22 protein-coding genes are annotated in these 25,423 nt (G+C 61.7%); 11 read left to right on the top strand and 11 right to left on the bottom strand.

Annotated features, from left to right (window positions below):
• Positions 1-77 precede the first annotated feature (77 nt).
• Positions 78-284: a DUF2970 domain-containing protein gene (locus PVV54_RS15780; protein WP_274906150.1), complete on the bottom strand. Its 207-nt coding sequence runs from the start codon at positions 282-284 to the stop codon at positions 78-80.
• Positions 285-450: 166 nt separating this feature from the next.
• Complete coding sequence (gene metH, locus PVV54_RS15775) at positions 451-4,158, bottom strand: methionine synthase (RefSeq protein ID WP_274906149.1); 3,708 nt, start codon at positions 4,156-4,158, stop codon at positions 451-453.
• 168 nt (positions 4,159-4,326) lie between these two features.
• On the opposite strand from metH, the gene PVV54_RS15770 reads away from it, so the two are divergent.
• From PVV54_RS15770 to PVV54_RS15750, 5 genes are all read left to right on the top strand, one after another.
• Positions 4,327-6,627 (top strand): fatty acid cis/trans isomerase, encoded by a 2,301-nt coding sequence (locus tag PVV54_RS15770; RefSeq protein WP_274906148.1) that lies wholly within the window; start codon positions 4,327-4,329, stop codon positions 6,625-6,627.
• Between the two features lie 193 nt (positions 6,628-6,820).
• Positions 6,821-7,855 carry an acyltransferase family protein gene (locus PVV54_RS15765; protein WP_274910447.1) on the top strand — a complete coding sequence of 345 codons (1,035 nt, stop codon included), beginning with the start codon at positions 6,821-6,823 and terminating at the stop codon, positions 7,853-7,855.
• A gap of 58 nt (positions 7,856-7,913) precedes the next feature.
• Positions 7,914-8,498, top strand: a complete 585-nt coding sequence (gene nfuA, locus PVV54_RS15760) for a Fe-S biogenesis protein NfuA (protein WP_138217419.1) — start codon at positions 7,914-7,916, stop codon at positions 8,496-8,498.
• A gap of 186 nt (positions 8,499-8,684) precedes the next feature.
• Positions 8,685-9,293 carry an SCO family protein gene (locus PVV54_RS15755; RefSeq protein WP_274906147.1) on the top strand — a complete coding sequence of 203 codons (609 nt, stop codon included), beginning with the start codon at positions 8,685-8,687 and terminating at the stop codon, positions 9,291-9,293.
• Positions 9,294-9,776 carry a copper chaperone PCu(A)C gene (locus PVV54_RS15750; RefSeq protein ID WP_274906146.1) on the top strand — a complete coding sequence of 161 codons (483 nt, stop codon included), beginning with the start codon at positions 9,294-9,296 and terminating at the stop codon, positions 9,774-9,776. It abuts the gene before it with no gap.
• A gap of 36 nt (positions 9,777-9,812) precedes the next feature.
• Here the strand turns inward: PVV54_RS15750 and PVV54_RS15745 are convergent, their stop codons facing one another.
• Positions 9,813-11,042, bottom strand: a complete 1,230-nt coding sequence (locus tag PVV54_RS15745) for a hypothetical protein (RefSeq protein WP_274906145.1) — start codon at positions 11,040-11,042, stop codon at positions 9,813-9,815.
• A gap of 219 nt (positions 11,043-11,261) precedes the next feature.
• Between PVV54_RS15745 and PVV54_RS15740 the strand changes: the two genes are divergently transcribed.
• Positions 11,262-11,741 (top strand): VOC family protein, encoded by a 480-nt coding sequence (locus PVV54_RS15740; RefSeq protein ID WP_274906144.1) that lies wholly within the window; start codon positions 11,262-11,264, stop codon positions 11,739-11,741.
• On the opposite strand, the gene PVV54_RS15735 is transcribed toward PVV54_RS15740, so the two are convergent.
• Complete coding sequence (locus PVV54_RS15735; protein ID WP_274906143.1) at positions 11,738-12,808, bottom strand: AbrB family transcriptional regulator; 1,071 nt, start codon at positions 12,806-12,808, stop codon at positions 11,738-11,740. The genes PVV54_RS15740 and PVV54_RS15735 overlap by 4 nt on opposite strands.
• A gap of 116 nt (positions 12,809-12,924) precedes the next feature.
• Between PVV54_RS15735 and PVV54_RS15730 the strand changes: the two genes are divergently transcribed.
• Entirely contained in the window at positions 12,925-13,827 is a 903-nt protein-coding gene (locus PVV54_RS15730) for a LysR family transcriptional regulator (protein ID WP_274906142.1), read from the top strand.
• Here PVV54_RS15730 and PVV54_RS15725 read toward each other — a convergent pair whose 3' ends face one another.
• From PVV54_RS15725 to lpxO, 3 genes are all read right to left on the bottom strand, one after another.
• Positions 13,828-14,397 carry a GNAT family N-acetyltransferase gene (locus tag PVV54_RS15725; protein WP_274906141.1) on the bottom strand — a complete coding sequence of 190 codons (570 nt, stop codon included), beginning with the start codon at positions 14,395-14,397 and terminating at the stop codon, positions 13,828-13,830. It abuts the gene before it with no gap.
• A gap of 78 nt (positions 14,398-14,475) precedes the next feature.
• Entirely contained in the window at positions 14,476-14,820 is a 345-nt protein-coding gene (locus PVV54_RS15720) for a carboxymuconolactone decarboxylase family protein (RefSeq protein WP_274906140.1), read from the bottom strand.
• A 90-nt stretch (positions 14,821-14,910) separates the two neighbouring features.
• Positions 14,911-15,810: a lipid A hydroxylase LpxO gene (lpxO, locus tag PVV54_RS15715; RefSeq protein WP_274906139.1), complete on the bottom strand. Its 900-nt coding sequence runs from the start codon at positions 15,808-15,810 to the stop codon at positions 14,911-14,913.
• Positions 15,811-15,967: 157 nt separating this feature from the next.
• Between lpxO and thpR the strand changes: the two genes are divergently transcribed.
• Positions 15,968-16,513: an RNA 2',3'-cyclic phosphodiesterase gene (gene thpR, locus PVV54_RS15710; RefSeq protein ID WP_274906138.1), complete on the top strand. Its 546-nt coding sequence runs from the start codon at positions 15,968-15,970 to the stop codon at positions 16,511-16,513.
• 5 nt (positions 16,514-16,518) lie between these two features.
• Here the strand turns inward: thpR and PVV54_RS15705 are convergent, their stop codons facing one another.
• Positions 16,519-17,118 carry an NAD(P)H-dependent oxidoreductase gene (locus tag PVV54_RS15705; protein WP_274906137.1) on the bottom strand — a complete coding sequence of 200 codons (600 nt, stop codon included), beginning with the start codon at positions 17,116-17,118 and terminating at the stop codon, positions 16,519-16,521.
• A 77-nt stretch (positions 17,119-17,195) separates the two neighbouring features.
• On the opposite strand from PVV54_RS15705, the gene PVV54_RS15700 reads away from it, so the two are divergent.
• Positions 17,196-17,792 carry a TetR/AcrR family transcriptional regulator gene (locus PVV54_RS15700; protein ID WP_274906136.1) on the top strand — a complete coding sequence of 199 codons (597 nt, stop codon included), beginning with the start codon at positions 17,196-17,198 and terminating at the stop codon, positions 17,790-17,792.
• A 16-nt stretch (positions 17,793-17,808) separates the two neighbouring features.
• Here PVV54_RS15700 and PVV54_RS15695 read toward each other — a convergent pair whose 3' ends face one another.
• A complete protein-coding gene (locus PVV54_RS15695; protein WP_274906135.1) occupies positions 17,809-18,714 on the bottom strand; it encodes an AraC family transcriptional regulator in 906 nt (301 codons plus the stop codon).
• 180 nt (positions 18,715-18,894) lie between these two features.
• Between PVV54_RS15695 and calA the strand changes: the two genes are divergently transcribed.
• Together calA and PVV54_RS15685 are read left to right on the top strand one after the other, a co-directional pair.
• A complete protein-coding gene (gene calA / locus PVV54_RS15690; protein WP_274906134.1) occupies positions 18,895-19,947 on the top strand; it encodes a vanillin reductase in 1,053 nt (350 codons plus the stop codon).
• A gap of 271 nt (positions 19,948-20,218) precedes the next feature.
• Positions 20,219-21,424, top strand: a complete 1,206-nt coding sequence (locus tag PVV54_RS15685; protein ID WP_274906133.1) for a sugar transporter — start codon at positions 20,219-20,221, stop codon at positions 21,422-21,424.
• Positions 21,425-21,531: 107 nt separating this feature from the next.
• Here PVV54_RS15685 and PVV54_RS15680 read toward each other — a convergent pair whose 3' ends face one another.
• Together PVV54_RS15680 and PVV54_RS15675 are read right to left on the bottom strand one after the other, a co-directional pair.
• A complete protein-coding gene (locus PVV54_RS15680; RefSeq protein ID WP_274906132.1) occupies positions 21,532-22,467 on the bottom strand; it encodes a DUF6708 domain-containing protein in 936 nt (311 codons plus the stop codon).
• Complete coding sequence (locus PVV54_RS15675) at positions 22,464-25,304, bottom strand: toxin VasX (RefSeq protein ID WP_274906131.1); 2,841 nt, start codon at positions 25,302-25,304, stop codon at positions 22,464-22,466. The genes PVV54_RS15680 and PVV54_RS15675 overlap by 4 nt, the downstream gene beginning before the upstream one ends.
• Positions 25,305-25,423 lie beyond the last annotated feature (119 nt).

The raw sequence follows: 25,423 nt of genomic DNA, 5'->3' as shown, positions 1-25,423 counted from the left end.
GCCACCAGTAGACTTGCTTCAAGACCGTGAAACTGCCACGACGCCTGCAGGAGGGAATCCTGCAGGCGTTTTCGTTTTCAGTGGGCGGTGAGGTGCAGGGCCAGTTGCACCAGGCCGATCAGTACGGCAATGAATACGAGGGTGAACAGGGTGCCCAGCACGATGAAATGGCTGGCCTTGCCGTGGTTGAAGTCGCGTGCGCGGTTTTTGCCGCTTTGCACGCCGAAGGCGGCGGCGAGGATGCTGTGCAGCATTTGCCAGAAGGTGGGGGGCTTGTCGTCCATGGGGGCTCCTGACGGGATCAGAGGCAATCAGGGACAGTGTAGGCCTTGCGGGCCCTATCGCGGCGGTCCGACGTCTCGGTAAATCCGCTCCTACAAGGCACGCATACCGCTGTAGGAACGGATTTACCGAGACGTCGGACCGCCGCGATGAGGCCCGCAAATTCACTCAGTTGTCGTACCCAAGGTTAGGCGCCAACCACCGCTCGCTAACGCTCACATCCTGCCCTTTGCGCGCGCTGTAGCTTTCGATCTGGTCCTTGTCCACCTTGCCGACGGCAAAGTACTGCGCCTGCGGGTGGGCAAAGTACCAACCGCTGACCGCCGCCGCCGGGAACATGGCGAAGTGCTCGGTGAGGAACACGCCGCTCGGCCCGGTCTCGCCAATGGCGGTGCCATCGAGCAGGCGGAACAGGGTTTCCTTCTCGGTGTGGTCCGGGCAGGCCGGGTAGCCCGGGGCAGGGCGGATGCCGCTGTACTGCTCCTTGATCAGCGCGTCGTTATCCAGGTGCTCGTCCTTGGCATAACCCCAGTGCTCTTTACGCACCTGCTCGTGCAGCCACTCGGCGCAGGCCTCGGCCAGGCGGTCGGCCAGGGCCTTGACCATGATCGAGCTGTAGTCGTCACCTTTGTCTTGATACGCCTTGGCCACTTCCTCGGCGCCGATGCCTGCTGTGGTGATGAAGCCGCCCACGTAGTCAGTGACGCCGCTGGCCTTGGGTGCGACGAAGTCGGCCAGGGAGAAGTTCGGCTTGCCATCCGGCTTGATGGTTTGCTGGCGCAGGTGGTGCAGGGTCGCCAGCGTCTGGCCGTTTTCGCCGTACACCTCGATGTCGTCGTCCGCCACCTGGTTGGCCGGCCAGAAGCCGAATACCGCGCGGGCACTGATCAGTTTTTCGTCGATCAGTTTGTCGAGCATTTCGCGGGCATCCTTGTACAGCGCGGTGGCGGCTTCGCCAACCACTTCGTCAGTGAGGATGCGCGGGAACTTGCCGGCCAGGTCCCACGAAATGAAGAACGGAGTCCAGTCGATGTACTCGGCCAGGGTGCGCAAGTCGATGTTCTCCAGCACCTTGACGCCAGTGAAGGACGGCACCGCAGGCTGATAGCCAGCCCACTCGTACTTGGGCTTGGCTGCCACGGCCTGGGCATGGCTCAGGCGTTCGGTACGGGCACTGCGGTTGGCGGTGCGCTCGCGAACTTCAACGTACTCTTCGCGGGTTTTCGCCACGAAGCCTGGCTTGAGCTCTTTGGACAGCAATTGCGTGGCCACGCCCACGGCGCGCGAGGCGTCGGTGACGTAAACGACCGCATCGTTGCTGTACTTGGGCTCGATCTTCACCGCCGTGTGCGCTTTGGAGGTGGTGGCGCCACCGATCATCAGCGGCAGTTCGAAGCCCTGGCGCTGCATCTCGCGGGCAACGTGCACCATTTCGTCCAGCGACGGGGTAATCAGGCCGGACAGGCCGATGATGTCGCACTTCTCGTCACGGGCGGTTTGCAGGATCTTTTCCGCTGGCACCATCACGCCAAGGTCGACGATGTCGTAACCGTTGCAGCCGAGCACTACACCCACGATGTTCTTGCCGATGTCGTGCACGTCGCCTTTGACCGTGGCCATCAGGATCTTGCCCTTGGCCTCGGGCTTGTCGCCTTTTTCCGCTTCGATGAACGGGATCAGGTGCGCCACGGCCTGCTTCATCACGCGGGCCGATTTAACCACTTGGGGCAGGAACATTTTGCCGGCGCCGAACAGGTCGCCGACCACGTTCATGCCGCTCATCAGCGGGCCTTCGATGACTTCAATGGGGCGCGCGCACTGCTGGCGGCACTCTTCGGTGTCTTCGACGATGTGCGCGGTGATGCCCTTGACCAGGGCGTGCTCCAGGCGTTTGTCGACCGGCAGCGAACGCCAGGCCTCGTTCTCGACTTCCTTGGTGGCGCCGCCACCTTTGAAGTCGTCGGCGATGGCCAGCAGGGCGTCGGTGCCTTCCGGCGTGCGGTTGAGCACCACATCTTCGACTTTCTCGCGCAGCAGGGCAGGGATCTCGTCGTAGATTTCCAGCTGGCCGGCGTTGACGATACCCATGGTCAGGCCATTCTGGATCGCGTGATACAGGAACACCGAGTGGATCGCCTCGCGCACCGGGTTGTTGCCGCGGAACGAGAACGACACGTTGGACACACCGCCCGAACTCAGGGCGTGGGGCAGGTGGTCACGGATATAGGCGCATGCCTCGATGAAATCGACGGCGTAGTTGTTGTGCTCTTCGATACCGGTGGCCACGGCAAAGATGTTCGGGTCGAAGATGATGTCTTCCGGCGGGAAGCCCACCTCGTTGACCAGGATGTCGTAGCTGCGCTGGCAGATTTCCTTCTTGCGCGCGGCGGTATCGGCCTGGCCGACCTCGTCGAAGGCCATCACCACCACGGCGGCGCCATAGCGCTTGCACAGGCGGGCATGGTGCTTGAACTGCTCGACGCCTTCCTTCATGGAAATGGAGTTGACGATGCCCTTGCCCTGGATGCACTTCAGGCCGGCCTCGATCACTTCCCATTTGGAGGAGTCGATCATGATCGGCACGCGGGAGATGTCAGGCTCACCGGCGATCAGGTTGAGGAAGCGAACCATGGCCGCCTGGGAGTCGAGCATCCCTTCGTCCATGTTGATGTCGATCACCTGGGCACCGGCCTCGACCTGCTGCAGGGCCACTTCCAGCGCTTCGGTGTAGTTCTCTTCGCGAATCAGCCGGGCGAATTTGGCCGAACCGGTAATGTTGGTGCGCTCGCCCACGTTCACGAACAGCGACTGACGGTCGATGGTGAACGGCTCCAGGCCCGACAGGCGGCAGGCCTTGGGGATGTCCGGGATTTCGCGTGGTTTGTACTTGGCCACGGCTTCGGCGATGGCCTGGATGTGCCCCGGGGTAGTGCCGCAGCAGCCGCCGATGATGTTGAGGAAGCCACTGGCGGCGAATTCCTCGACCACCGCCGCCATCTCGGCCGGGGTTTCGTCGTACTCGCCAAAGGCATTGGGCAGGCCGGCGTTGGGGTGGGCGGAGACGTGGGTGCCGGCCTTGGTGGACAGCTCTTCCAGGTACGGGCGCAGGTCTTTCGCGCCCAGGGCGCAGTTCAGGCCGACGGAGATCGGCTTGGCGTGGCTTACCGAGTTCCAGAACGCTTCGGTGGTCTGCCCCGACAGGGTTCGGCCCGAGGCATCGGTGATGGTGCCGGAAATCATGATCGGCAGTTCGATGCCGTCGTCCTCGAACACCTGCTGCACGGCAAAGATCGCCGCCTTGGCGTTGAGGGTGTCGAAGATGGTCTCGATCAGGATGAGGTCAGCGCCACCTTCGATCAGGCCACGGGTGGCCTCGATGTAGTTCACCACCAGTTCATCGAAGGTGACGTTGCGGTAGCCGGGGTCGTTGACGTCCGGGGAGATCGAGCAGGTACGGCTGGTCGGGCCGAGCACGCCGGCGACGAAGCGCGGTTTGTCCGGGGTTTCCAGGGTCTTGGCGTCGGCCACCTGGCGGGCAACGCGGGCGCCCTCGACGTTCAGTTCGTACACCAGCGATTCCATGCCGTAGTCGGCCTGGGAAATCTGCGTGGCGTTGAAGGTGTTGGTTTCGAGAATGTCGGCGCCTGCATCCAGGTAAGCTTTCTCGATGGCAGCGATCACGTCCGGGCGGCTGAGCAGCAGCAGGTCGTTGTTGCCTTTGACATCGCTTGGCCAATCGGCGAAGCGCGTGCCACGATAGTCGTGTTCCTCCAGGCGGTAGCTTTGGATCATAGTACCCATGCCGCCGTCGAGGATCAGGATGCGCTCTTTGAGTGCTTTCTGGAGTGCTTGGAGACGAGCGCTGCGGTCGGACATAGGAACTACCTGGTCGGGCAAATATCAGAAGGTGCCGAATCATAACAAAGCTGCGCGGATTTTAGGCGCACTGGCCATTTGCATGAAATCTGTTCATGTTGGCCAGCCAGAGCACCCAGGGACGACCAGATAATCGTGATGGCTTTAAGCAACCAGGACCTTTCGCACATGGTGCATCGTATTCTTGCCAGCGTTTTCGCCCTGCTTGTCAGTGGCGCGGCGTTTGCGCAGGCCCCCCAGTCGAGCCCGGCCATTTCCTACACCCGGGACATCCAGCCGATCTTCACCGAAAAATGCGTGGCCTGCCATGCCTGCAACGACGCGGCCTGCCAGTTGAAGCTGGAGAGCCCCGAAGGTGCGGTGCGGGGGGCCTCCAAGGTGCCTGTGTACCAGGGCGAGCGCAGCAAGGCAGTGCCGACCACACGTTTGTTCTATGACGCCCACAGTGAAGAAGACTGGCGCAAGAAGGGCTTCTATTCGGTGCTGGACAACCAGGGCAGCCAGGCGGCCCTGATGGCGCGCATGCTGGAACTGGGGCACAAGACGCCGCTCACCCCCAACGCCAAGCTGCCCGACGAAATCGTGCTGGGCCTTAACCGCAACAACATGTGCCCGTTACCCCATGAATTCGACGCCTATGCCGGCGCCCACCCCAAGGAGGGCATGCCGCTGGCGGTGACCGGCCTGACCGACAAGGAATACGACACGATGCGCCGCTGGTTGGCTGCCGGCGCGCCGGTTGAGTACCAGCCGATCACCCCGAGCGCCGTCGAGGCCAAGCAGATCGCCGAATGGGAAGCGTTGCTCAACCGGCCGGGCTCGACCGAGGCGCTGGTCGGGCGCTGGCTCTACGAGCATCTGTTCCTGGCGCACATTTACTTCGTTGGCGGTGAGCAGGGGCATTTCTTCCAGTGGGTGCGTTCACGCACGCCCAGCGGCCAGCCGGCGGACATCATTGCCACACGCCGCCCCAACGACCCTCCCGGCACCGACTTCTATTACCGCCTGATCCCGGTGCAGGGCGTGATCGTGCATAAAACCCACATCACCTACCCGATGGGGCCGCAGAAGCTCAAGCGCGTGAAGCAGCTGTTTTATGCCGGCGACTGGCACGCCAAGGCATTACCGGGTTACGGCCCGCGCCACCGGGCCAACCCGTTCGAGACGTTCGAGGCGATCCCGGCGGTGGCGCGCTACCAGTTCATGCTGGATAACGCCGAGTACTTTGTGCGCACCTTCATCCGTGGCCCGGTGTGCCGTGGGCAGATCGCCACGGATGTGATCCGCGACAACTTCTGGGCGTTGTTCCAGGAACCGGCCCACGACCGTTACATCACCGATGCCCAATACCGGGGTGAGGCCACGCCGCTGCTGGCCATGCCCGGGCAGATCGATGACGTGGGCAGCGTGCTGAGCCTGTGGCATGCCTACCGCGACAAGCGCAACGAATACGAAAAGCTTCGGCGTGAGGCCTATGCCGAAATGCCGGCGCCGGGTTGGTCGACCCTGTGGGCCGGCAACGACAATGCGCTGTTGAGCATCTTCCGCCACTTCGACAGTGCCTCTGTGACCAAAGGCCTGGTGGGCGATGTGCCATTGACCGTATGGCTGTTCGACTACCCGCTGCTGGAGCGTACTTACTACCAGTTGGCGGTCAACTTCGATGTGTTCGGCAACGTCTCGCATCAGTTGCAAACGCGGTTGTACTTCGACCTGATCCGCAACGGTGCCGAGGTGAACTTCCTGCGCCTGATGCCAGCCGACCAGCGTGGGGCGATTCTCAGCAGTTGGTACCAGAACAGCGGCAAGGTGAAGATGTGGCTGGACTATGAGGACATCGACACCGACACGCCCAGTGGTATCAAACTGGACCCGCGCGACCCCAAACGCGATTTCGGCCTGAAGCTGGTGCAACGCACCGGCAGCCTGAACGCCGCGCCAGACCCGATCAACCGCTGTACTGGCGCCTATTGCTCACGGCCGCAGATGAGTGAAGAGTTCCGTAACGTGGAACAGACGCTCAGTCGGCTGGTGTCGCGCCCGGCTGCTGGCCTGAAGGTGATCAACCAGTTGCCCGAGGCTACGATGCTGCGTATCGAAGGGCAGGGTGGGCAGCGGCAGGTCTACAGCCTGCTGCGCAACCGGGCTCATAGCAACGTCGCTTTCTTGTTGGGCGAGGCGGCGCGCTATCAGCCTGGGCTGGATACCCTGACGTTGGTCCCAGGCGTGCTCAGCAGTTACCCGAACTTCATCTTCAACATCCCGGCCAGGGATGTGCCGGAGTTTGTCGAGGACATGGAGTACGCGCGCGATGATGTCGGCAAGTTCGAGCGTATCGTGATGCGCTGGGGCGTGAGGCGCAGCCATCCGGAGTTCTGGCGGTATTTCCATGATCTGAACACGTTCATCAAGGAGACCCAGCCGGTGGAGGCGGGGGTTCTGGACATGAACCGGTATGAAAACCTCTGATCGGGTGGGCTGACCTTTTCGAGATGACTGCGGTCGGACTTGGCGGGTGGTCTGATCAGTTGCAGCCCATCGCGGATAAATCCGCTCCTACACGGGGGTCGTTGTAGGAGCGGATTTATCCGCGATCGAGCACGCAGTGCTCGCTCTGCAATTGATCATGGGCCTCAATGCACCGGCAATCGCAGGGTATTTCATGCTGTATTCGCTTCAGGCACTGCGGGCGTTCGCCGCCTGGGTGGTGGTTTGCCACCATTTCATGCAGATCTTCTTCGACTTCCAAGCCACCGGCCCCATCGGCCAACTGCTCACCGACCGAGGCGCCGTGGGCGTCGACATCTTCTTTGTCATCAGCGGGCTGGTCATTTACCTGTCGACCCGCGACAAAACCATCGAACCCCGGCAGTTCTTGCTCAACCGCGCACTGCGCATCGTCCCGGCCTACTGGTTCTACACCGCGCTGATGGCCGCGCTGTTACTGGCCTTCAGCCAATGGATGCCACACCAGGCCTTCGCGTGGCACCACCTGCTGCTGTCGCTGTTGTTCATACCGGCGGAAAACCCCGGCGGTTACGGCCTGTACCCGACCCTGAACGTGGGCTGGACGCTGAACTTCGAAATGTTCTTTTACCTGCTGTTCGGCCTGGCGTTTCTGGTGCGCCAGCGCCATCACCTGCTGCTGGTGACCGCCGCGCTGCTGCTGGTCAGCGAGGTGCTAGGCCGTATGGGCGTGCTTAGCCGGTTCTACAACAACGGCATCATTTACGAGTTTTTGCTCGGTATTGGCCTAGGGGTGCTGTACCGCCGCGGGTTGATCCGCGAGGGGGTGTGGTTGCCGTTGGCGCTGCTGGTTGCGGCAGGCTACGCCATCTATCACCTGGATGCCTCCCAGCGCTTGTTGCACTGGGGATTGCCAAGCGCGCTGGTGGTGCTGGCCTTCATTGCGCTGGAGCCTTGCTTCAAGGGCAACCGGGTGCTCAAGGCGTTGGGCGACTGCTCCTATTCGGTGTACCTGATTCACGTGCTGGTGCTGTATGCTGGCTGGTTCGCCAGCCAGCGCCTGCACCTGAACCCGTACCTGGTATTTGCCCTGTGCGTGCCGTCCATTGGACTAATGTCGTGGTTCAGTTACCAGTGGCTGGAGCGCGGCCTGTACCGGCGAATGCAGGGCTGGCTGGCGGCGCCACGGGAGCAGGCGCCTGCATTTGCGCTATCCCGAGTTAAATACTAGGACTTTGTACAAAGGCCAGGTTGGCGTACACTTGGCCGCAAGTCTGTGAGGAACTTCCATGAGCGCTATAACCATTACTGACGCCGCCCATGACTACCTGGCCGATCTGCTGTCCAAGCAGAACACGCCTGGCATTGGCATTCGTATTTTCATCACCCAGCCGGGCACCCAGTACGCTGAAACCTGCATCGCCTACTGCAAGCCGGGCGAAGAAAAGCCAGACGACGAGCCGGTCGGCCTGAAGAGCTTCACGGCCTACCTGGACGCGGTCAGCGTGCCGTTCCTGGAAGATGCGCTGGTGGATTACGCCACCGACCGCATGGGCGGCCAGCTGACCATCAAGGCGCCGAACGCCAAGGTGCCGATGGTCAACGAAGACAGCCCGATCAACGAGCGCATCAACTACTACCTGCAAACCGAGATCAACCCGGGCCTGGCCAGCCACGGCGGCCAGGTGAGCCTGGTGGACGTGGTCGACGACGGCATTGCGGTGTTGCAGTTTGGCGGCGGTTGCCAAGGCTGCGGCCAAGCGGACGTCACCCTGAAGGACGGTATCGAGCGTACGCTGCTCGAGCGTATTCCCGAGCTCAAGGGCGTGCGTGATGTGACTGACCACACCCAGAAAGAAAACGCGTATTACTGATCCGCTTTAGCAACAAATCGTTACGGTTTCAACCCCTGCGACAACAGGCCGCAGCCCATGTTTAAAGGGCTGCGGGCCATCACCGCCTTCGTCGGGTAGAACCACCGAAGGTGTCATGCCAGAATGCCGCGGTTTTCTGGCCGGCCCGTCCCGAGGGCCGGCACCTTCCCTGTAAAGGATGGTTCCATGAATGATCTGTTTACCCGGCGCGCAGTTGTCGCCGGGATGGGCGTTCTCGGGCTCGGCCTGCTCGCAGGCTGCAACCCGGCCCGGGGGCTTGAGTTCAAGTACGGCAAGAACATGAGCAACGAAATCCTGGGGCGCAAGTTCCGCCTCAAGGATACCCGCGGCAACGACGTCACCCTGTCGAGCTTCTACGGCAGCATGCCGATGATCTTCTTCGGTTTCACCCAGTGCCCGGCGGTCTGCCCGACCACGCTGGCGCGCGCGGTGCAAATCAAGAACATGCTCAGGGGCCGTGACCGCGAGATTTTCCAGGTGGTGTTCATCACCCTGGACCCGGAGCGTGACACCCCGGAAGTGCTCGACGCCTACATCAAGGCCTTCGACCCGTCGTTCACCGCCCTGACCGGCACCCCGGAAGAAATCGCCGAGGTGGCCAAGGAGTTCAAGGTGTTCTACGAAAAAGTTCCGGCGGGCGACACCTACACCATCTCTCACTCGTCCACCAGCTACGTCTACGATACCCGTGGCACCCTGCGCCTGAGCCTGGGCCATTCCCTGAACGCCAAGGAATGCGCTGAAGACCTGGCCACCCTGATGGAGATCTGCTGAATGTCGATGCAACCGATCAAGCGCGGCCTGGCCGCCCTCGTATTGCTGGGCCTGGCCCTTCCGGCCATGGCCGAAACCGCTGTAAGCGATGCATGGGTGCGTGCCAGCGTGCCGCATCAGCAGGCCACCGGCGCCTTCATGACCCTCACCGCCAGCAGCGACAGCAAGCTGGTGGGCGTGGCGTCCCCTGTGGCCAAAACCGTGCAGGTACACGAAATGACCATGAACGGCGACGTGATGGGCATGCGTGAAGTCAAGGCAGTGGAACTGCCGGCAGGCAAGGCCGTGACCCTGGACCCGAACGGCCTGCACGTCATGCTGATGGGCCTGAACCAGCAAGTGAAAGAAGGCGAGCAAGTGCCGCTGACCCTGACCATCGAAGATGCCAAGGGCGCGAAGGAAACCGTGCAAGTACAAGCGCCGGTTCGTGCGCTCAATGCCGAGGCCGGCGCAGGCCACGACCACATGCACATGAAACACTAAGTGGTGGGCGGGGCTGCCTGGCAGCCCCGTCATTCGCTACTGCGGGCCATTGCGCCCGGCCAGTGGCAGGCCATTGATGTAGCCCGCAAGCGGGTGTTCCAACCCGTGGTCCTCCTGTTTCAACAACACGTCGAACAGCACCCGGCTCAGTGCCGACCGGGGTGCGTTGATCCCATAGGTTGCCTGGCTGAACTGCCAATGTTCCCTGAGTGCGCGTTCACCCATGGCCAGCATGCTGGCAGGAATGGTGTTGGCGGCATGCAGTTTGGTCACATGGCTGCGGGCGATGAACGACAAGGCACCGCGAATGGCGGTGTTGGCCAGTGACCACACATGGCGCACGGGGTGCGTTTCCAGCAGCTGCGCGGCCACTTGTTCGGCCTTTTTGCGGGCCTCGAACGGCAGGCCGTGTTCGGCACAGCGTGCGGCAATGTAAACACACACTTCTTCGATCAGCAGCGCCCGGATCGCTTCGATGAGCTGTGCCCGCCATTGAGGCCGTGCGCCGGCGGACAGCTCTTTGTGCAACACGCGGTACAGCGGCGTCAGGCCCGCCCGGTGCTCCCCATCCAGGGTCACGTTGCCCACCCAGCGGACTTTGTCGCGCCAGGCTTTGGGTGCCAGGTCATTACTGAACGCATCGAGCGGCGAATTCGGGTCGACCAGCAGGATCCCATCCTCATGTAACGCCTGCAGGATTTGCGTATCCATGGCTGTTGAGGGACTGACCCAGGCGTCACCGGTTGCATGCTCGGCGGCATGCAGGACGTTGTGTTGCACATCCTTGCGCACTTCAAGCATGGCCATCAGGTGCAGTTTGTGGGTGATGGTCAGTTCATGGAACGGCACCATCGCCCTTTTTGCCAGCGACCAGTGCTGCACGACGCGTCGGCGGTGATCCATTGCCTGCTCTTGCTGCGAGCGCTCGCGCTCCGCCGCGCACGGCGGGCAGGTGCAGTCACGCCGCCAGCGGGAACGCCCAGGGTGGTAATGGCGATGCGTGCAGGTTTTGCAGAAGACCATGCTGTCCTGCCAGCTGGGGGAGGTTCTGCTCTTGCGTTTCTGGTACATGCACTTTTTGCAGTAGGGGCATGACAATTCTGTGCAGGGCACGGGCGGCAAGGCCTTGATCAGGCTGGCGGGTGTCAGGTCTACGCCGTAGCGCTCCAGCAGCACGGCAACCCGTTCACCCTTTGTATATTCGTTGTACAGCGTCTCGATCTGATCGGCAGTGAGGTGCTGCAGCTTTGCTTCCAAGTCAGACAAACCTGATTCTCCTTGTGAAAGGTCGCTGGTGAGGTCGGTCTGGAATGATGGTGGTTGGGTGGTTCAGGTGTGAAGGGGTTGGGCTGTAGGGCGTTTCGCCACGTTAAGTAGTCTTATTCTGATGATGACCAATGGTATGCAATGAAGCGCTGCAGCAGCCTGAGCCTGGGTATTGCGAAGCTAAACTTCAGTGTCCCAGCTTGTACGTGGAGCTTCGCCATGACTGCCAAGAATACGATTTGCCTATGGTTCGACCAGAATGCCGAAGAGGCCGCCCGGTTCTACGCTGCAACCTTCCCGGACAGCAAGTTGATTGCCGTACACCAGGCGCCCGGTGACTACCCGTCTGGCAAGGCGGGCGATGTGATCACTGTCGAGTTCCAGGTGATGGGCATCCCCTGTGTGGGGCTTAACGGTGGCCCGACCTTCAAGCACAACGAGGCATTCTCGTTCCAGGTCAGTACCGAAGATCAGGCTGAAACGGACCGGCTATGGAACGCCATCGTCGACAATGGCGGAGAGGCCAATGTCTGCGGCTGGTGCAAGGACCGCTGGGGTATTTCATGGCAAATCACCCCGCGCGTGCTTATCGAGGCCTTTACGCACCCAGACAAGGCCGCTGCCAAACGCGCGTTCGATGCCATGCTGAACATGGGCAAGATCGATGTGGCCGCCATCGAGGCAGCCTTGCGCGGTTAAGGCTGCGCCTGGGTCAACCGAATGATCTGCCGTGCGCAGAATGCCCCGGTAAGAATCACGCCGAACAACCGCAGCGTCTGCATGGCCAGCACCAGGCCGACATCCGCATGGGTTTCCACGGCAATGATCGCCATGGCATCCAGCCCGCCAGGGCTGGTGGCCAGGTACATCGACAGAAAGTCGGTGCCCATCGCCTTGGCCAATACCCAGGCGCAAGCGGCGCACAGCACGATGAGCACCACGGCGCCGCTGATCATGGTGGGCAAGCGCTTCCATACGTAGCGCACGGTTTGCTGGTCGAAACGCAGGCCGATGTAGCAGCCGATGGCACCGTAAGCCAGTGCCAGCAACGGTTCGGGCAGGTTGATGGTCAACAGGCCACTCAACTGCAGGGCGCCACCGAGCAGCAGCGGCGTGAGCAAGGCGCCCGCGGGCAGGCGGTTGCCGAGGGTGATACCGACCAGCACCACGACGATGCTGAGCAGGCTGTTCAGCACATGGATACCTTGCGTGATCACTGCTGCACTGGCGCCAGCCCCGCTAGCGGATGTCGCCCCAAGCCAATGGCTGACCAGCGAGCCAATCATCACCACACACACCACCCGTACATACTGCATGGTCGCCACCACGCGCCCGTCGGCGCCGTTTTCCTCGGCCATCGACACCATGGCCGAGGCCGCACCGGGTGCGGTGCCCCAGGCGGCAGTGCTGCCCGGTATGCCGCCGAAGCGTACCGTGCCCAGCCCGACCAGGGCGCTCAGCAGCACGGTGATGAGGGTGGCCACCAGCATCAGGTGCCAGGATTGCGCCATCGACACCAACACGCCCCAGGTCACCGAGTGGGCAACCAGCAGGCCCACACACCCCTGGCCGAAACGGAACACTTGCCGGTGCAAGCTCAAGCCGGTGCCGCACACGCCAAACAGGATGGCCACCAGCATGGGGCCGAGGAACAAACCTGCCGGTACGGCAAGGTAATGCAGCAACTGGCCAACTGCGCCAGCGCAGATGAGCAGGGCGGGCCAGCGCAAGAGGGGTTTGACGGAATCGGGAAGGGCGGTCTGCAAAGACGGTACTCCTTGTGCAGCGTTAACGCGGGAGGCAGCGAAGAAAATTATCGACGGCGCAATCGATCAAGTCTATTTTCTACTTTTGATCAATCCATAACTGAAATTCATCAATCATGGACCTGCGTGATCTCACCTACTTCGAAACCATCGCCGAACTTGGCCACTTGGGCCGCGCCGCGGAAAAGCTCAACCGCAGCCAGCCGGCACTGACCAAGAGCATTCAACGGCTGGAAGAATCCTTGGGCACGCGGCTGTTCCAGCGTGATGGGCGCCGTATCAAGCTCACTGACGTCGGCAAGCTGCTGTTGGCGCGGGGCAAGCAGTTGCAGTTGACCATCGCCGAAACCGAGCGCGAGGTGCGCGATTTCGCCAGCGGGTTGGTGGGTAATATCCGCTTGGGGTGTGCGGCGAGCATGGCCGAACACTTGCTGCCACACCTGACTGCCGCCTTACTGGAGCGGGCGCCCGAGCTGACCCTGAAGTTGTCCATTGCGCAGGACGACGTGCTTAAGGAGTCGCTGCGCGCAGGGCAGCTGGATGTGATCATTTCGCCGCAGATTGCCGCCGAACCGGAGTTCACCACCTACCCGATCCTTGATGATGAGGCGGTGGTGGTGGCCAGTGCCGATCACCCGGTGTTCGCGGCTCCCGTTGCCCTGGAAGACCTTTGCCAGTATCGCTGGGTGTTGGCGGGGCCGACTGTGACGGCCCGGCGCTGGATCGACAATGTATTCATCGCCCACCACTTGCCGCCGCCACAGGTGCAGATCGAAACCAACGCCATCTCGTTGCTGCCCCGGCTGATCGCCCGTACCCAACTGCTGAGTTTCGTGGCGCGGGAAACGCTTGAGCATGGCTCAGGAATATTCTGGCTGCGCGAGGTCCCGCTCGAGGCCACCACCATGCGCCGCACCGTGGCGGTGTCGGTGCGTACCGATGCCTATTTGTCGCCTGCTGCGGGCGCGCTGGTGGATTTGCTCAAGGAAAAGGGCAGCCGCTTTTTCGACCGGAGCTAGTTAACGCCCGCGTCGACGCGACACGCGCGCCTCAATATTCTTGCGCCCGATCAGCAGGGGTGGTTTTTCCACTACGGGCTCGTCCGCCAGCCATTTGTACATCACCAGGCAGTCCACCAAGCCAAGGGTGGCGTGGCGATAGGCCTTGGGCAAACGGCCGACGGTTTCAAAGCCAAGCTTTTGCCACAGGGCCACGGCCACTTCGTTGCTGGCGACCACCGAATTGAACTGCAATGCCAGAAAGCCCTCCTGGCGCGCCAGTTTTTGCGAGTGCTCGCACATCAAGCGGGCCACGCCCTGCCCGCGGGCGGCTTCACACACCATGTAACCGCAGTTGCCCACGTGTGCCCCAGGGCCGGCCGCATTGGCTTTGAGGTAATAACTGCCCAGCAATTCGCCATCCGCTTCGGCCACGAGGGTGTGCAGCGGCAATTCCAGCCATACGTGACGGGCCTGCTCGTAGCTCAGGGCAGGGTCGTAGGCATAGGTTTGGCGGGCCTGGGCAACGGCCTGGAAGGTAGGCCAGAAGCGCTCGAAATCGTCGGGCGTCATGGGGCGGATGTGGATCATGGCGGTTCCTGCTGTGGCTAGGGCGCCAAGTCTGGTGGTTGCGGCGCCACCGCGCAAGGGCGGCGACGCCGTTTGCTGTCAGCTGGTGGCTTTGCCTACGGCATCCAGCGCGCGGGCTGAATACACCAGCGCGGCGCCGGCGTTCATGGCCACTGCCACGCCCAGCGCCTCGGCGATTTCCTCGCGGGTGGCCCCGTGTTTGACGGCTTGTTGCGAATGCACGGCGATGCAGCCGTCACAGCGGGTGGTGACGGCCACGGCCAGGGAGATCAGTTCGCGGGTCTTGGCGTCCAGGTGGTTGGTCTTGGCCCCGGCACCGCTGGCGGTCATGTAGCCGGCAACGGTGTCGGGTGACAATTGTTTGAGATCGCCGATGCCGGCCATCAACTGCTTACGGTAGGCGTCCCAGTCCATCATGCTCATCGTCTTCACCTTGGGAAGGTTTAGGGGGGTGAGCTTTCAGGCTAGCCGATGGTGGGCGCATGTCTTGGATTTTGGTGCTGCTGCAGGCATTCAGATATAGATGAACACCAGCACCAACGCTGCGACCACCGCCCATTTTTCCAGGTAATAGCGCATGCGGTTGCGCTTCTTCATGGCCTTGCCACGTTCGCGAATCTTGTAGATGCGGGTGAACAGGCGGTTGATGCCGCCGGTCTTGTCGCCCGCGTTGTTCGGCGCGGCGGCAGCGGCCATGACATTGCGGCTGAACCAGCGGTTGAACGCACTGGCCCAGCGGTACTTCAGCGGTCGCTCGATGTCGCAGAACAGGATGATGCGGTTGTGCTCGGTGGTGTTGGCGGCGTAGTGAATGTATGTTTCGTCGAACATCACCGCCTCGCCATCACGCCAGGAGTACTTTTCGCCGTCCACGTCGATGTAGCAACCATCGTCGTTGGGCGTGTCCAGGCCCAGGTGGTAGCGGTAGGAGCCGGCATACGGGTCGCGGTGGCGCACAAGCTTGGCGCCCGGCGGCAGGGTGGCGAACATCGCCGCCTTGACTGAGCCGATGCCCTGCAGCAGTTCGGTGGTGCGTGGGCACAGGCTCATTGCCGAGGGGTGGCTTTCGCCGTACCACTTCAGGTAAAAGCGCTTCCAGCCGGTTTTGAAGAATGAGTTGAAGCCGACGTCGTCGTAATTATCGGACTTCTTGATCTCGCCCACATGCAACAGTTGCTGGGCTTCTTCGCGGATTTCCTGCCAGTGGTCCTTGAGCGGCTGCAGCTCGGGGAAGGCTTCCACCGGTAGGTAAGGCTTGGCCGGGTGTTTGGAAAACAGGTACAGGAAGCTGTTGACCGGGGCCAGGAAACTGGAGTGGTCACCCAGCTGGCGGGTCAGCTTGTGACGCACCCGACCGCGCAGGTGAACATAGGCGATCGAGAGGGCGAAGATCAGTACGAGTGCAATTTTCATGGACGATTACTTGTCGAAAAATGGCCATGCGCCATGGCATAAGCCCGCCAGCATAAACAATCATGGGGCGGGTTTGTACATATTGTTACGTGAAAACCGGGCGACTTAGGTGTAATGCCCGGCAGACTGCGCAAACGTTTTAAGTTAAGGAGCCGTTATGCCTCAGGATATCCGCCCGAGTGGCGCCCCCTTCAAACGGCTGTTTTTTGCACTCACTGTCAGCGAGGCGCAGCGGCAGGCGATCGCCCAGTGGCGGCGCGGGTTGAGCCTGCGCAGCGGCAAGCCGGTGCCAAGCGAAAACTTCCACCTCACCTTGTTGTTTCTGGGCGATGTGGATGCCGCTCAGGTGCCGACGATCAGCGCAGCGGTGGACAACCTGGCCCGACCGGGCACGCCACTGCGCCTGTCGCTGAACAGGCTCAATGCCTGGCCGCGTGCCGGTGCCTTGGTGCTCGAACCACAGGAAACGCCCGTGGCACTGCGCCAGTTGGTCTACGGCCTGCAACAGGCGCTGCTGCCCTTGGGCATCAAAGAGCCTGCTCGGGAATACCGGCCGCACCTGACCTTGTCGCGAGACTTCAGTGGCCAGGTGCCCGAAGCGGCGGTGGCGCCGGAGTTCTACCTCGTTGCCCGGCATTTCACCTTGTTCGAGTCGCGCAAGGGCCGCTACTGGCCGCTGGCCGAGTGGCCCCTGGCAGGCTGAGACGGTCAGGCGATCTGGCTGCGTGCGGTTAAAAACAGGTCGCGCCCCAGTTGCCGGGCGGTTGCCAGCCACTGTGCGGCGTCAGGCCCCTCGCTGTCGGGCAGCAGCGTCGAACTCAAAACGTCGGCGCCGCAGTAGTCAAAGATGCCGTGCTCGATCTGCACGCGCATGGCCTCTGCATACCCGTGGCGCTCGAACGTACCGGTATCGGCCCCGGCGATACCCACCAGGTGCACCTTCATGCCGCGCAGTTTCTTGACGGTGTGCTGGCCATCGAAGTCGAATGCCCAGCCATTGCTGAACACCCTCTCGACCCAGCCTTTGAGCAGGGCTGGCATCGACCACCAGTAGATGGGGTACACCAATACCAAGGCGTCTGCGCGGTCGATGCGCGCCTGCTCCAGCAGCACGTCGGCGGGCGGAGCGGCCAGGCGACGGTGCACGGCGTGATCGGCCAGGCTGAAACGGGGGTCGAAGCCTTCGCTGGCAAGGTCTGCCAGCTCTGCGGCGTGGCCAGCACTGGCCAGGCCTTCGGCCAGCGAATGGGCGATGGCGTGAGTCAGGGAGCGGGGGTCATGGTGGCCGATGACGATCAAGGCTTGCATGAGGGTTTCTCCTAAGCGTGTGCGCTTATATACTCAAGGTAAGTTACACCTGGTAAGTTACTTATGGTAGGTAATACATGTCAAGTGATGAAAAGGTTGTGCCGCGCAAGCGTCTTTCCCGTGATCTAAGGCGCCGACAATTACTCGATGTGGCGTGGGGGCTGGTGCGCGAAGAGGGCACTGATGCCCTCAGCCTGGGGTATCTGGCGGAACAGGCCGGGGTCACCAAACCCGTGGTGTACGACCATTTTGAAACGCGCACCGGGTTGCTCGCGGCGTTGTACCAGGATTACGACGCGCGCCAGTCGCTGATGCTCGATGAGGCGCTCAAGTGTTGCGAGGCGAGCCTGGCCAGCCGTGCCGGGGTGATTGCCCAGGCCTATGTGGATTGTGTGATGAGCCAGGGGCGGGAAATGCCGGGGGTATCGGCCGCGCTGGCAGGTTCGCCGGAGCTGGAGGCCCTCAAGCGCGATTATGAGCAGCCGTTTCTGGACCGCTGCCACCACGCGCTTGCAGCGTTTGCCCCCAGCGGCACGATCGGCAAGGCGGGCATGCGCCTGTTGGTGGGGGCTGCAGAGGCGCTGTCACAGGCGGCTGCGGTGGGAGAGCTGCCACCAGAGCAGGCAAAGCAAGAGTTGAGCGCAGCCATCGTCGCGATGGTTGAGCGCCAGTAGCCCCGGCAGGCCAGGGTTAGACAGGCAAACTCTGATACGGCAGCTCGTCCCCCGGGCTGCGCGCGAATTGGCGTTTGTACTCGCGGCTGAACTGCGACGTGCTCTGGTAGCCCACACGGTGCGCCGTTTGCGCCACGCCCAGCCCTTCACCGATCAGCATCTGTTGTGCTTTAAGCAGGCGCAGGCGCTTGAGGTACTGCATCGGCGCCATGTCGGTGCAGCGTTTGAAGTGTTCGTGGAAGGTCGACACGCTCATGTTGGCGCAGGCCGCCAAGGCCTCGACGCTCAAGGGTTCGGTGTAGTGCTCGCGCAAGTAGGCGAGGGCGGCGCCGATGCGGGCGAAATGGCCTTGCTGTTCGACCAGTGCGCGCAATACCCCGGCTTGCGGGCCGCGCAGGGCGGTATACAGCACTTCACGCACACGTGCCGGCCCGAGCACCTTGGCGTCCACCGGGTTTTGCAGGCAGCGCAACAGGCGTTCCACACTGTCGCGCATCGCCGCGTCCAGCGCTGCCGAGGTCATGGATTGGGGCGTTTGCGCCTGCACGCCAGGGTCGGGTGCCAGCTCCATGCTCTGGACCAGTTCGCCCAGCACCGCGCGGTCGATGTCTACCGCCACACCCAGCAGCGGTGCATCGGCAGTGGCAAAAGTTTCGCACATGAACGGCACGGACAGTGCCTGCACCAGGTAGTGACCGGCGCCGTACTCCAGCGTGCGCGGCCCAAGGCGCGCCAGTTTGCTGCCCTGGGCCAGGATCATCAGGCTTGGCTCATAAATTTGCGGGCTACTGGCCACGTAATGGTCCCAGCTGAGTACCTGCACTTGGGGCAGGTGCGTGGGCACGAACCCCGGGCGGGTGGCGAGGCTGCGGATGAGCGTGCACAGCGTGGCATTGGCGTCGACGTGGCGGGTGAGCTGCATGATGAACCAGGGCAGAGAATCAGACAGTTGCATCATCGCAGATTGAAGGTGTAACGCCAGATGGCCAGGGCAAGGTTCGGAGGATCAGGCATGCATGCCGGAGAATCTGCCGTGGGCAGCGTAGGTGATGGCGCGCAGAATGCGCCGCCTGAATCGTTTCACTTCTTCATGAGGCCCTGCATGTACACCGCCATTGGTTATGCCGCTCAAACCCCGTCCAGCCCGCTGGCCCCCATGACCTTCGAGCGTCGCAGCCCGCGCCCGGACGACGTGGCCATCGAGATCCTCTACTGTGGCGTGTGCCATTCCGACATCCACCAGGCCCGCAACGAATGGGGCATCGCCGTTTACCCGCTGATGCCAGGCCACGAGATCATCGGCCGCGTCACGGCGGTGGGCGACAAAGTGACCACGCACAAGGTCGGCGACCTGGTCGGCGTGGGCTGCATGGTCGACTCGTGCCGCCACTGCGAAGCCTGCGCCAAGGACCTGGAGCAATACTGCCTGGAAGGCCCGACCATGACCTACGCCACCCCTGACCGGGTTGATGGCAGCAACACCATGGGCGGTTATTCCAACAGCATCGTGGTCAGCGAGCATTTCGTGGTGCGCATCCCGGCAGGCATGGACCTGGCCAGCGCAGCGCCTATTCTGTGCGCGGGCATCACCACCTACTCGCCGCTCAAGCACCATGGCGTTGGCCCTGGCCACAAGGTCGGCATTCTCGGCATGGGCGGCCTGGGCCACATGGGCATCAAGCTGGCCAAGGCGCTGGGCGCCGAAGTGACCCTGTTCACCCGCTCCCAGGCCAAGGCCGACGAGGCGCGCCGCCAGGGTGCGGACCATGTGATCGTGTCCACCGATGCCGAGCAGATGCGCGCCGCCGCCGGCCGCTTTGACTTCCTGCTCGACACCATCCCGGTGCAGCACGACCTCAACCCGTACCTGGAAACCCTCAAGTTTGATGGTGTGCACATTCTGGTAGGCCTGATCGAGCCGATCGACCCGGCCGTGCACGCCGCCAACCTGGTGATGAAACGCCGGGTATTGGCCGGCTCGTTGATCGGGGGCATTGCCGAAACCCAGGAAGTGCTGGACTTCTGTGCCGCGCATGACATTCGTTGCGACATCGAACTGCTGGACATCCGTAATATCAACCAGGCGTATGAGCGCATGATCGCGGGTGATGTGAAGTACCGGTTCGTGATCGACATGGCCACGCTGCAGGGCTGAATCCCAAAGGTTGCGCAAAACTTGTAGGCGCGGCTTCAGCCGCGAAGCAGGCGACGCGGTGCCTGGCACCGGCTTTGCCGGTGTTCGCGGCTGAAGCCGCTCCTACAAAAGAACCGCATGGCATCCGAATGCACAGCGGGTTGTGAGGGCCGGTGTTGGCGCGTACCATGCCGGCATTCCTTCCAATAACAAACCCGTGCTTCAGCGCGGCCGACACTTGGCCCCTGATGCGCGTCCTTGCGCCTTGCCTGCGGAGAACAGCTTCCCACCCATGAACGGACCCATCCCCACCCACCTGCCAACCACCGCCGGGAGCGGTAGCTGGCTGAGCGTGATCGCCCTGGCCCTGGCAGCCTTCATCTTCAACACCACCGAGTTCGTGCCGGTGGCGTTGCTCAGCGATATTGGCCGCAGTTTCGACATGACCACCGCCCAGGTCGGCCTGATGCTGACCATCTACGCCTGGGTGGTGGCGCTGGCTTCGCTGCCGATGATGCTGCTGACCCGCAACGTCGAGCGGCGGCGTTTGTTGCTGTTCGTGTTCCTGGTGTTCATCGTGAGCCACTTGCTGTCGTGGCTGTCGCAGAGCTTTGCCATGCTCTTGGTCAGCCGCATCGGTATTGCCTTGTCCCATGCCGTGTTCTGGGCCATCACTGCCTCCCTGGCCGTGCGCGTGGCGCCGCCGGGGCAGCAGGCCAAGGCCTTGGGGTTGCTGGCCACCGGCACCACGCTGGCGATGGTGCTGGGTATTCCGCTGGGGCGTGTGGTGGGTGAGGCGCTGGGCTGGCGCATTACCTTCCTGAGCATTGCCGGCGTGGCCCTGGTGACCATGCTGTGCCTGATGAAGTCGCTGCCGCTGCTGCCCAGTCAGAACTCCGGCTCGCTGCGCAGCCTGCCGATCCTGTTCAAACGCCCGGCGCTGGTGATTACCTACGTGCTGGTGACGTTGGTGATCACCGCCCAGTTCACCGCCTACAGCTACATCGAACCCTTCGCCCTGCACGTGGCGCAGGTCGGCGGTGAGCGCACCACGTTGCTGCTGTTGCTGTTTGGCGGGGCGGGGGTGTTTGGCTCGGTGCTGTTCAGCCGCTACAGCGACCGCTTCCCGCATGGCTTCCTGGTGGGCTCCATCGGCCTGCTGGCGGCTTGCCTGCTGCTGCTGTTGCCGCTGTCGGGCAACTTCTATGCGTTTGCCGGGCTGAGCATGCTGTGGGGCGTGGCGATTCTCAGCTTCAGCCTGTCGCTGCAGTCCAAGACGCTGAAGCTGGCGTCCGACGCGACCGATGTGGCCATGGCGTTGTTCTCCGGTATCTACAACATCGGCATCGGCGGTGGTGCGTTGCTGGGGAGCATTGTCAGCAGCCAGATAGGCGTGGCGGATATCGGCATGGTTGGGGGGAGTGTGGCGGTGGTGGGGTTACTGCTGGCGGTGGTGAGTACCCGGCGGTTTCGGGAGGCGTTGGGGGCGCATGCCTGATTGTTGATTGATGCGTTCTTCGCGGGGGGTGAAGCCAGCCCGCGAAGTGGCAATTGATGCATCCTCCCTATCTCCGGGTACTGGGGCGTCGGGCAGTGCGAGATGCACTATTGTTCCAGCTTGACGCCTTTTCCGCATGTGACGGATCTGCGGTTTTCAGCAAAGCCACAGAGGACATCATTTTCCCGAGGGAAAGCAGCGTAAGGAACATTGTACTGAATCCATGCTTCAACGCTGTCGGGATATGCATTGAAGAATAACAAAAACAACCAAACTGGGACTGAAATGGGAGACCATAGCCAGCCGTAAGGTTTTCCAAGTTCCTTTCTTAACCCTGTAACCCACTCCCGATAAGGTTGGATAGACGCTTCACGTCGACTTGGTTTCGTCTTCAATGGAGGAGGCTCAGGTAGGCCTTCGAGCCCCTTTGCCATGAACCATTGCAGGTAAGTCCAAAGCATGCGCGCTGAACGATCTCCATCAATGACCCCCAGGTTACCGCAGGCAATGCAAATCTCAGTAGGGGGGGCCATCGCATGATCAACGCTCAGCAGATAGAGCGGGTGGCGTGAGGTGTAACCGTGCGATGTAACAATGGGAATGAATCCGGCAATGCCTTCAACATGATCCCAGTCCATTACATGCATCCGTTCAGGTTTTTTGGGGTTGATAAAGTAGAGCTTGCGTGTATTGCGGTTGATGCGAATGAACGCACCGCGGCAACGATGGGCACCACTGGCGAAGTAGAAGAGTACGGCGAAACAGGGTAAGGCTGGACTCCAGATAAAAATGCCCATCAATGTCTTGGCGTCCGTGCCCACTAAAGCCGCGATGATGATTGCGGTAATCAGAGAGGCCAAGACTGAGACACCAATGAAGCCTGCACTTGCGCTTTGAACCAGGTTCGCATACGTCTCCAGTTCAACGCATGTTTCATTGACGCGACGTACGCCGTCTGGCTGTGGTGCAATACGCTGGTGGAGGCCATGATGCAGCTTTGTACCTGCGAATCTGAGCCTTTTGGGTAATCGTTTTATTTTCATTTTTGCCCCTGAATGGGCTCAAGCTGGGCGGGGTCGACAGGTTCTGAAAACAGGTTTGCAGATTTAAACTCCAGTGGGGTGGGCGCCCCTGGCTGAAGGAAGTGAAGTTCTGGTTGGTCCGCATTCGGGATGAATATGAACTCGAAATGTACTTTTACAGATTGATGCATTTGGATTGTCCAGCCGCTAGGCTTCCCGGCGTGATACGTCGGTGTCACCAGGCATTCATGGTCAGGGTCGAATGCTCTGGCGCTCGCATCATGAACCAGAGGTCCGTTCACTTGTGTGAGCGTTCGGTGGTCTCGATTGAAAGACATTCGCGTGTGGAACGTCGCCTTTGAAGGAGTATCTGTAAAGGGGAGCTGGTAGTTGATATGCAGCGCGCCGACCCTGAACCCCGATGTTTGCTGCCAGTCGACGGCAATGCGAGGGCGGTAATACAAGCTGTGTATTGCATCCAGCTCCTGTTGATGGGTGTAGTGCTTGTAGTGCTGGCCCCATGCGCTGTGCTTAAGCCAGATATCGACCGGGCCATGCTTGGTCATGTCTACGCCGTACATGAAGGCAATGCCAATGCCTAGCGCTATAATCGCGACCACCGCCCACCCCAGTGGGGTCAGGCCGAGCACCGCAACCGCAGATCCACTAAGCGCTCCTGCCGCCGTCGCAGTGCCGCCTGCCCATGTAGCCAGGGCCATCACACCTCCTGCCACAGCGGAGCCAAAATAGATTCTGGCTTGTTCGGGATTGTTGTCTCGAATAGCACTTAAGCCTCTGATGCTATCCACTATTGATATTATTCCGGCGCCGCCTGCACCAAATATCGAAACACCATATTTGGCGGAAATATACTTGGCAGCAATTGTTAAAGCGCCTCTTCCAGATGCCTGTGCGCCGATGGCAATTGCTGTCGCTGTCGCCTCAATGCCAGCACCGATCAGAGCCGCGGTGGCGCCTGCTAAATCCCCGATCTCCAAGAAAGTGCTGCTCTCTTGGCGGGCTCTCTTGATTGCACTGGAGAAGCTGGTAATCGCTAGGTATCCGCCGATACCAGCCAGCGATGGACCCAAACCAGCGGTGATCATGCTATGCATACCTGCAAATACATTCCCTACGCTCTTACGCGCCTGACCGCTTGCATTACCGAACTCAGCCCCCTCGACGCTCTGATAGGTCGTCTCCCCAACCTTTACCAACTCATAAACATGCACCCGCGCCGTGAACGCAAATTGCGCCATTTTCGGCGCCGGCAGCTTCCACGTTTTCAAATATTCTTTCCCCGGCGCATTACCCCGCTGAAACTCCCGCGCCTGACGCATCAAGTCCGCCACTGTTATTTCATGCAGCACAATCGTGGCCGCGAAGCGGATCTCCAGCACGTGCTTCAACCGCGGCACCAGCACATCCGCCCGATGCCCCGCCGGCAGTGCCTGCAGTAGCCCGAGCAGAGCGTTGGTGGCGGGGGTCGCGGCGTACTCCTGCAGGTAGTTGTCCACCACCGCCAGCACGCCCTTAGTGATATCGCCGGCCTTTTCGGCAAAGCGCGTGGCCAACAGCTCACTGCCATTGCTGAGGGCCAGCCAGAACGGGCTCCTTTCCGGTTGTTCCATCACCACCTGCTGCAGGCACTGCCGGCCTTCGGCCGAATGCACCAGCCCGCCCAGGCAATCGAACACCACGGCCTCAAAGGCGTCGGCGAACGCTTTTACCTGCAGGTCGAAGGTACTGAGGGCCATGCCCAGCATGTGCTCAGGTTCGTGATGCATCACCCAGGCCGCGATGTCCTTGACTTGGGCATCGATGGCCAGGGTGCGCTTGGATAATTCCCGGGTGTACTGCTTTTCAAATGCCATCACCCCGTCGTAATCCACCAACTTGCGTTGGCGGGTGAGGGTGTCGGCGGTTTCGGTGTTGGTCCCGGCGGCTTTCTCGACGTTCTTGAAGTAGCCGGTGATGAACTTGGCACTTTGCAGGCGGTGCGCGTGCTGGCCGGTGTAGCGGGTGGCACTCTCGACGGTGAGGGTAGCCAGGTGGTGCAGTTCGCTGAGGATGCCGATGGGGTCATGCAGCGCTACCGCCAGGGGGCTTACACCGGGTTGCGGGCCCAGATTGCAGACCAGGTTGTGCAGCGCCTGGCCGTAGCGGGCCATGAGACTGAGGCGCTGGGTTGCGTCTGGAAAGGCCGGGAAGATTCCCGTCGTGCCACTGGTCTTGAGTTCAGCCACGGCATTGCCCACGTAGGCGGCATCGAAGACGTGCGGCTGCAAGGGCAGTTCGGCGGGCTGCACGGCGGTGGCGAGCTGGCTGCGGATGCCGCCTTCGTCCTGTTCGATGCGCCACAGGGTGGCGTGGCTGAGCAGGGCTTCGCTGATCAGCAGGTAGACGGTATCGGCAATGTGGGTTTCGGGTGCGAGCACGTGGTGAGCGGCCCGCAGGATGTCGGGGACGGCGTGGCTGCCCGGGGCATCGCTGGTGTAGCACTGATCGGTCCACCACAGGTGCGCGAAGCGGATGTCTTCGGTGACCTGGTAATGGCGGGTTTTCATTCGCCCATGCTGGAAGTAGAACAGGTAGACATAGCTGCCGGGGCGCAACAGCCGCAGGCCGTAGGTCTTGGCGGTGTGCAGTGGTGGGTACTGGTCGACGCTGAGGGTCTGGAAGGTTGCGCGATCCAGCGGCTCATCGGCGATGCCGTAGCGCACGGGGTACAGCGGGATGCCGCGTTCGCATGGCGGGGGTGCAATGGCCTGGCCGACGCGTGGGGCGCTAGGGTGGTTGGGTTGCAGGGCGCGTTTGTAGGGGCGGCGCACCGTGTCATTCTTTGTGTATTTCGTCATGAAAACTCCTCGCAGGCAATCCAGGACTCAGCGATAAAAACCAACCACTGAACCCTAACGAGGAATGCATTCACCGAGGAGCTTCGGGCTTCCCAAAGTGCTGTAGGAAAATTCGACTT

It is taken from the genome of Pseudomonas sp. PSKL.D1, assembly GCF_028898945.1.
Classification (GTDB): Bacteria; Pseudomonadota; Gammaproteobacteria; order Pseudomonadales; family Pseudomonadaceae; genus Aquipseudomonas.
This window is presented reverse-complemented; position numbering and strand designations above follow the sequence as displayed.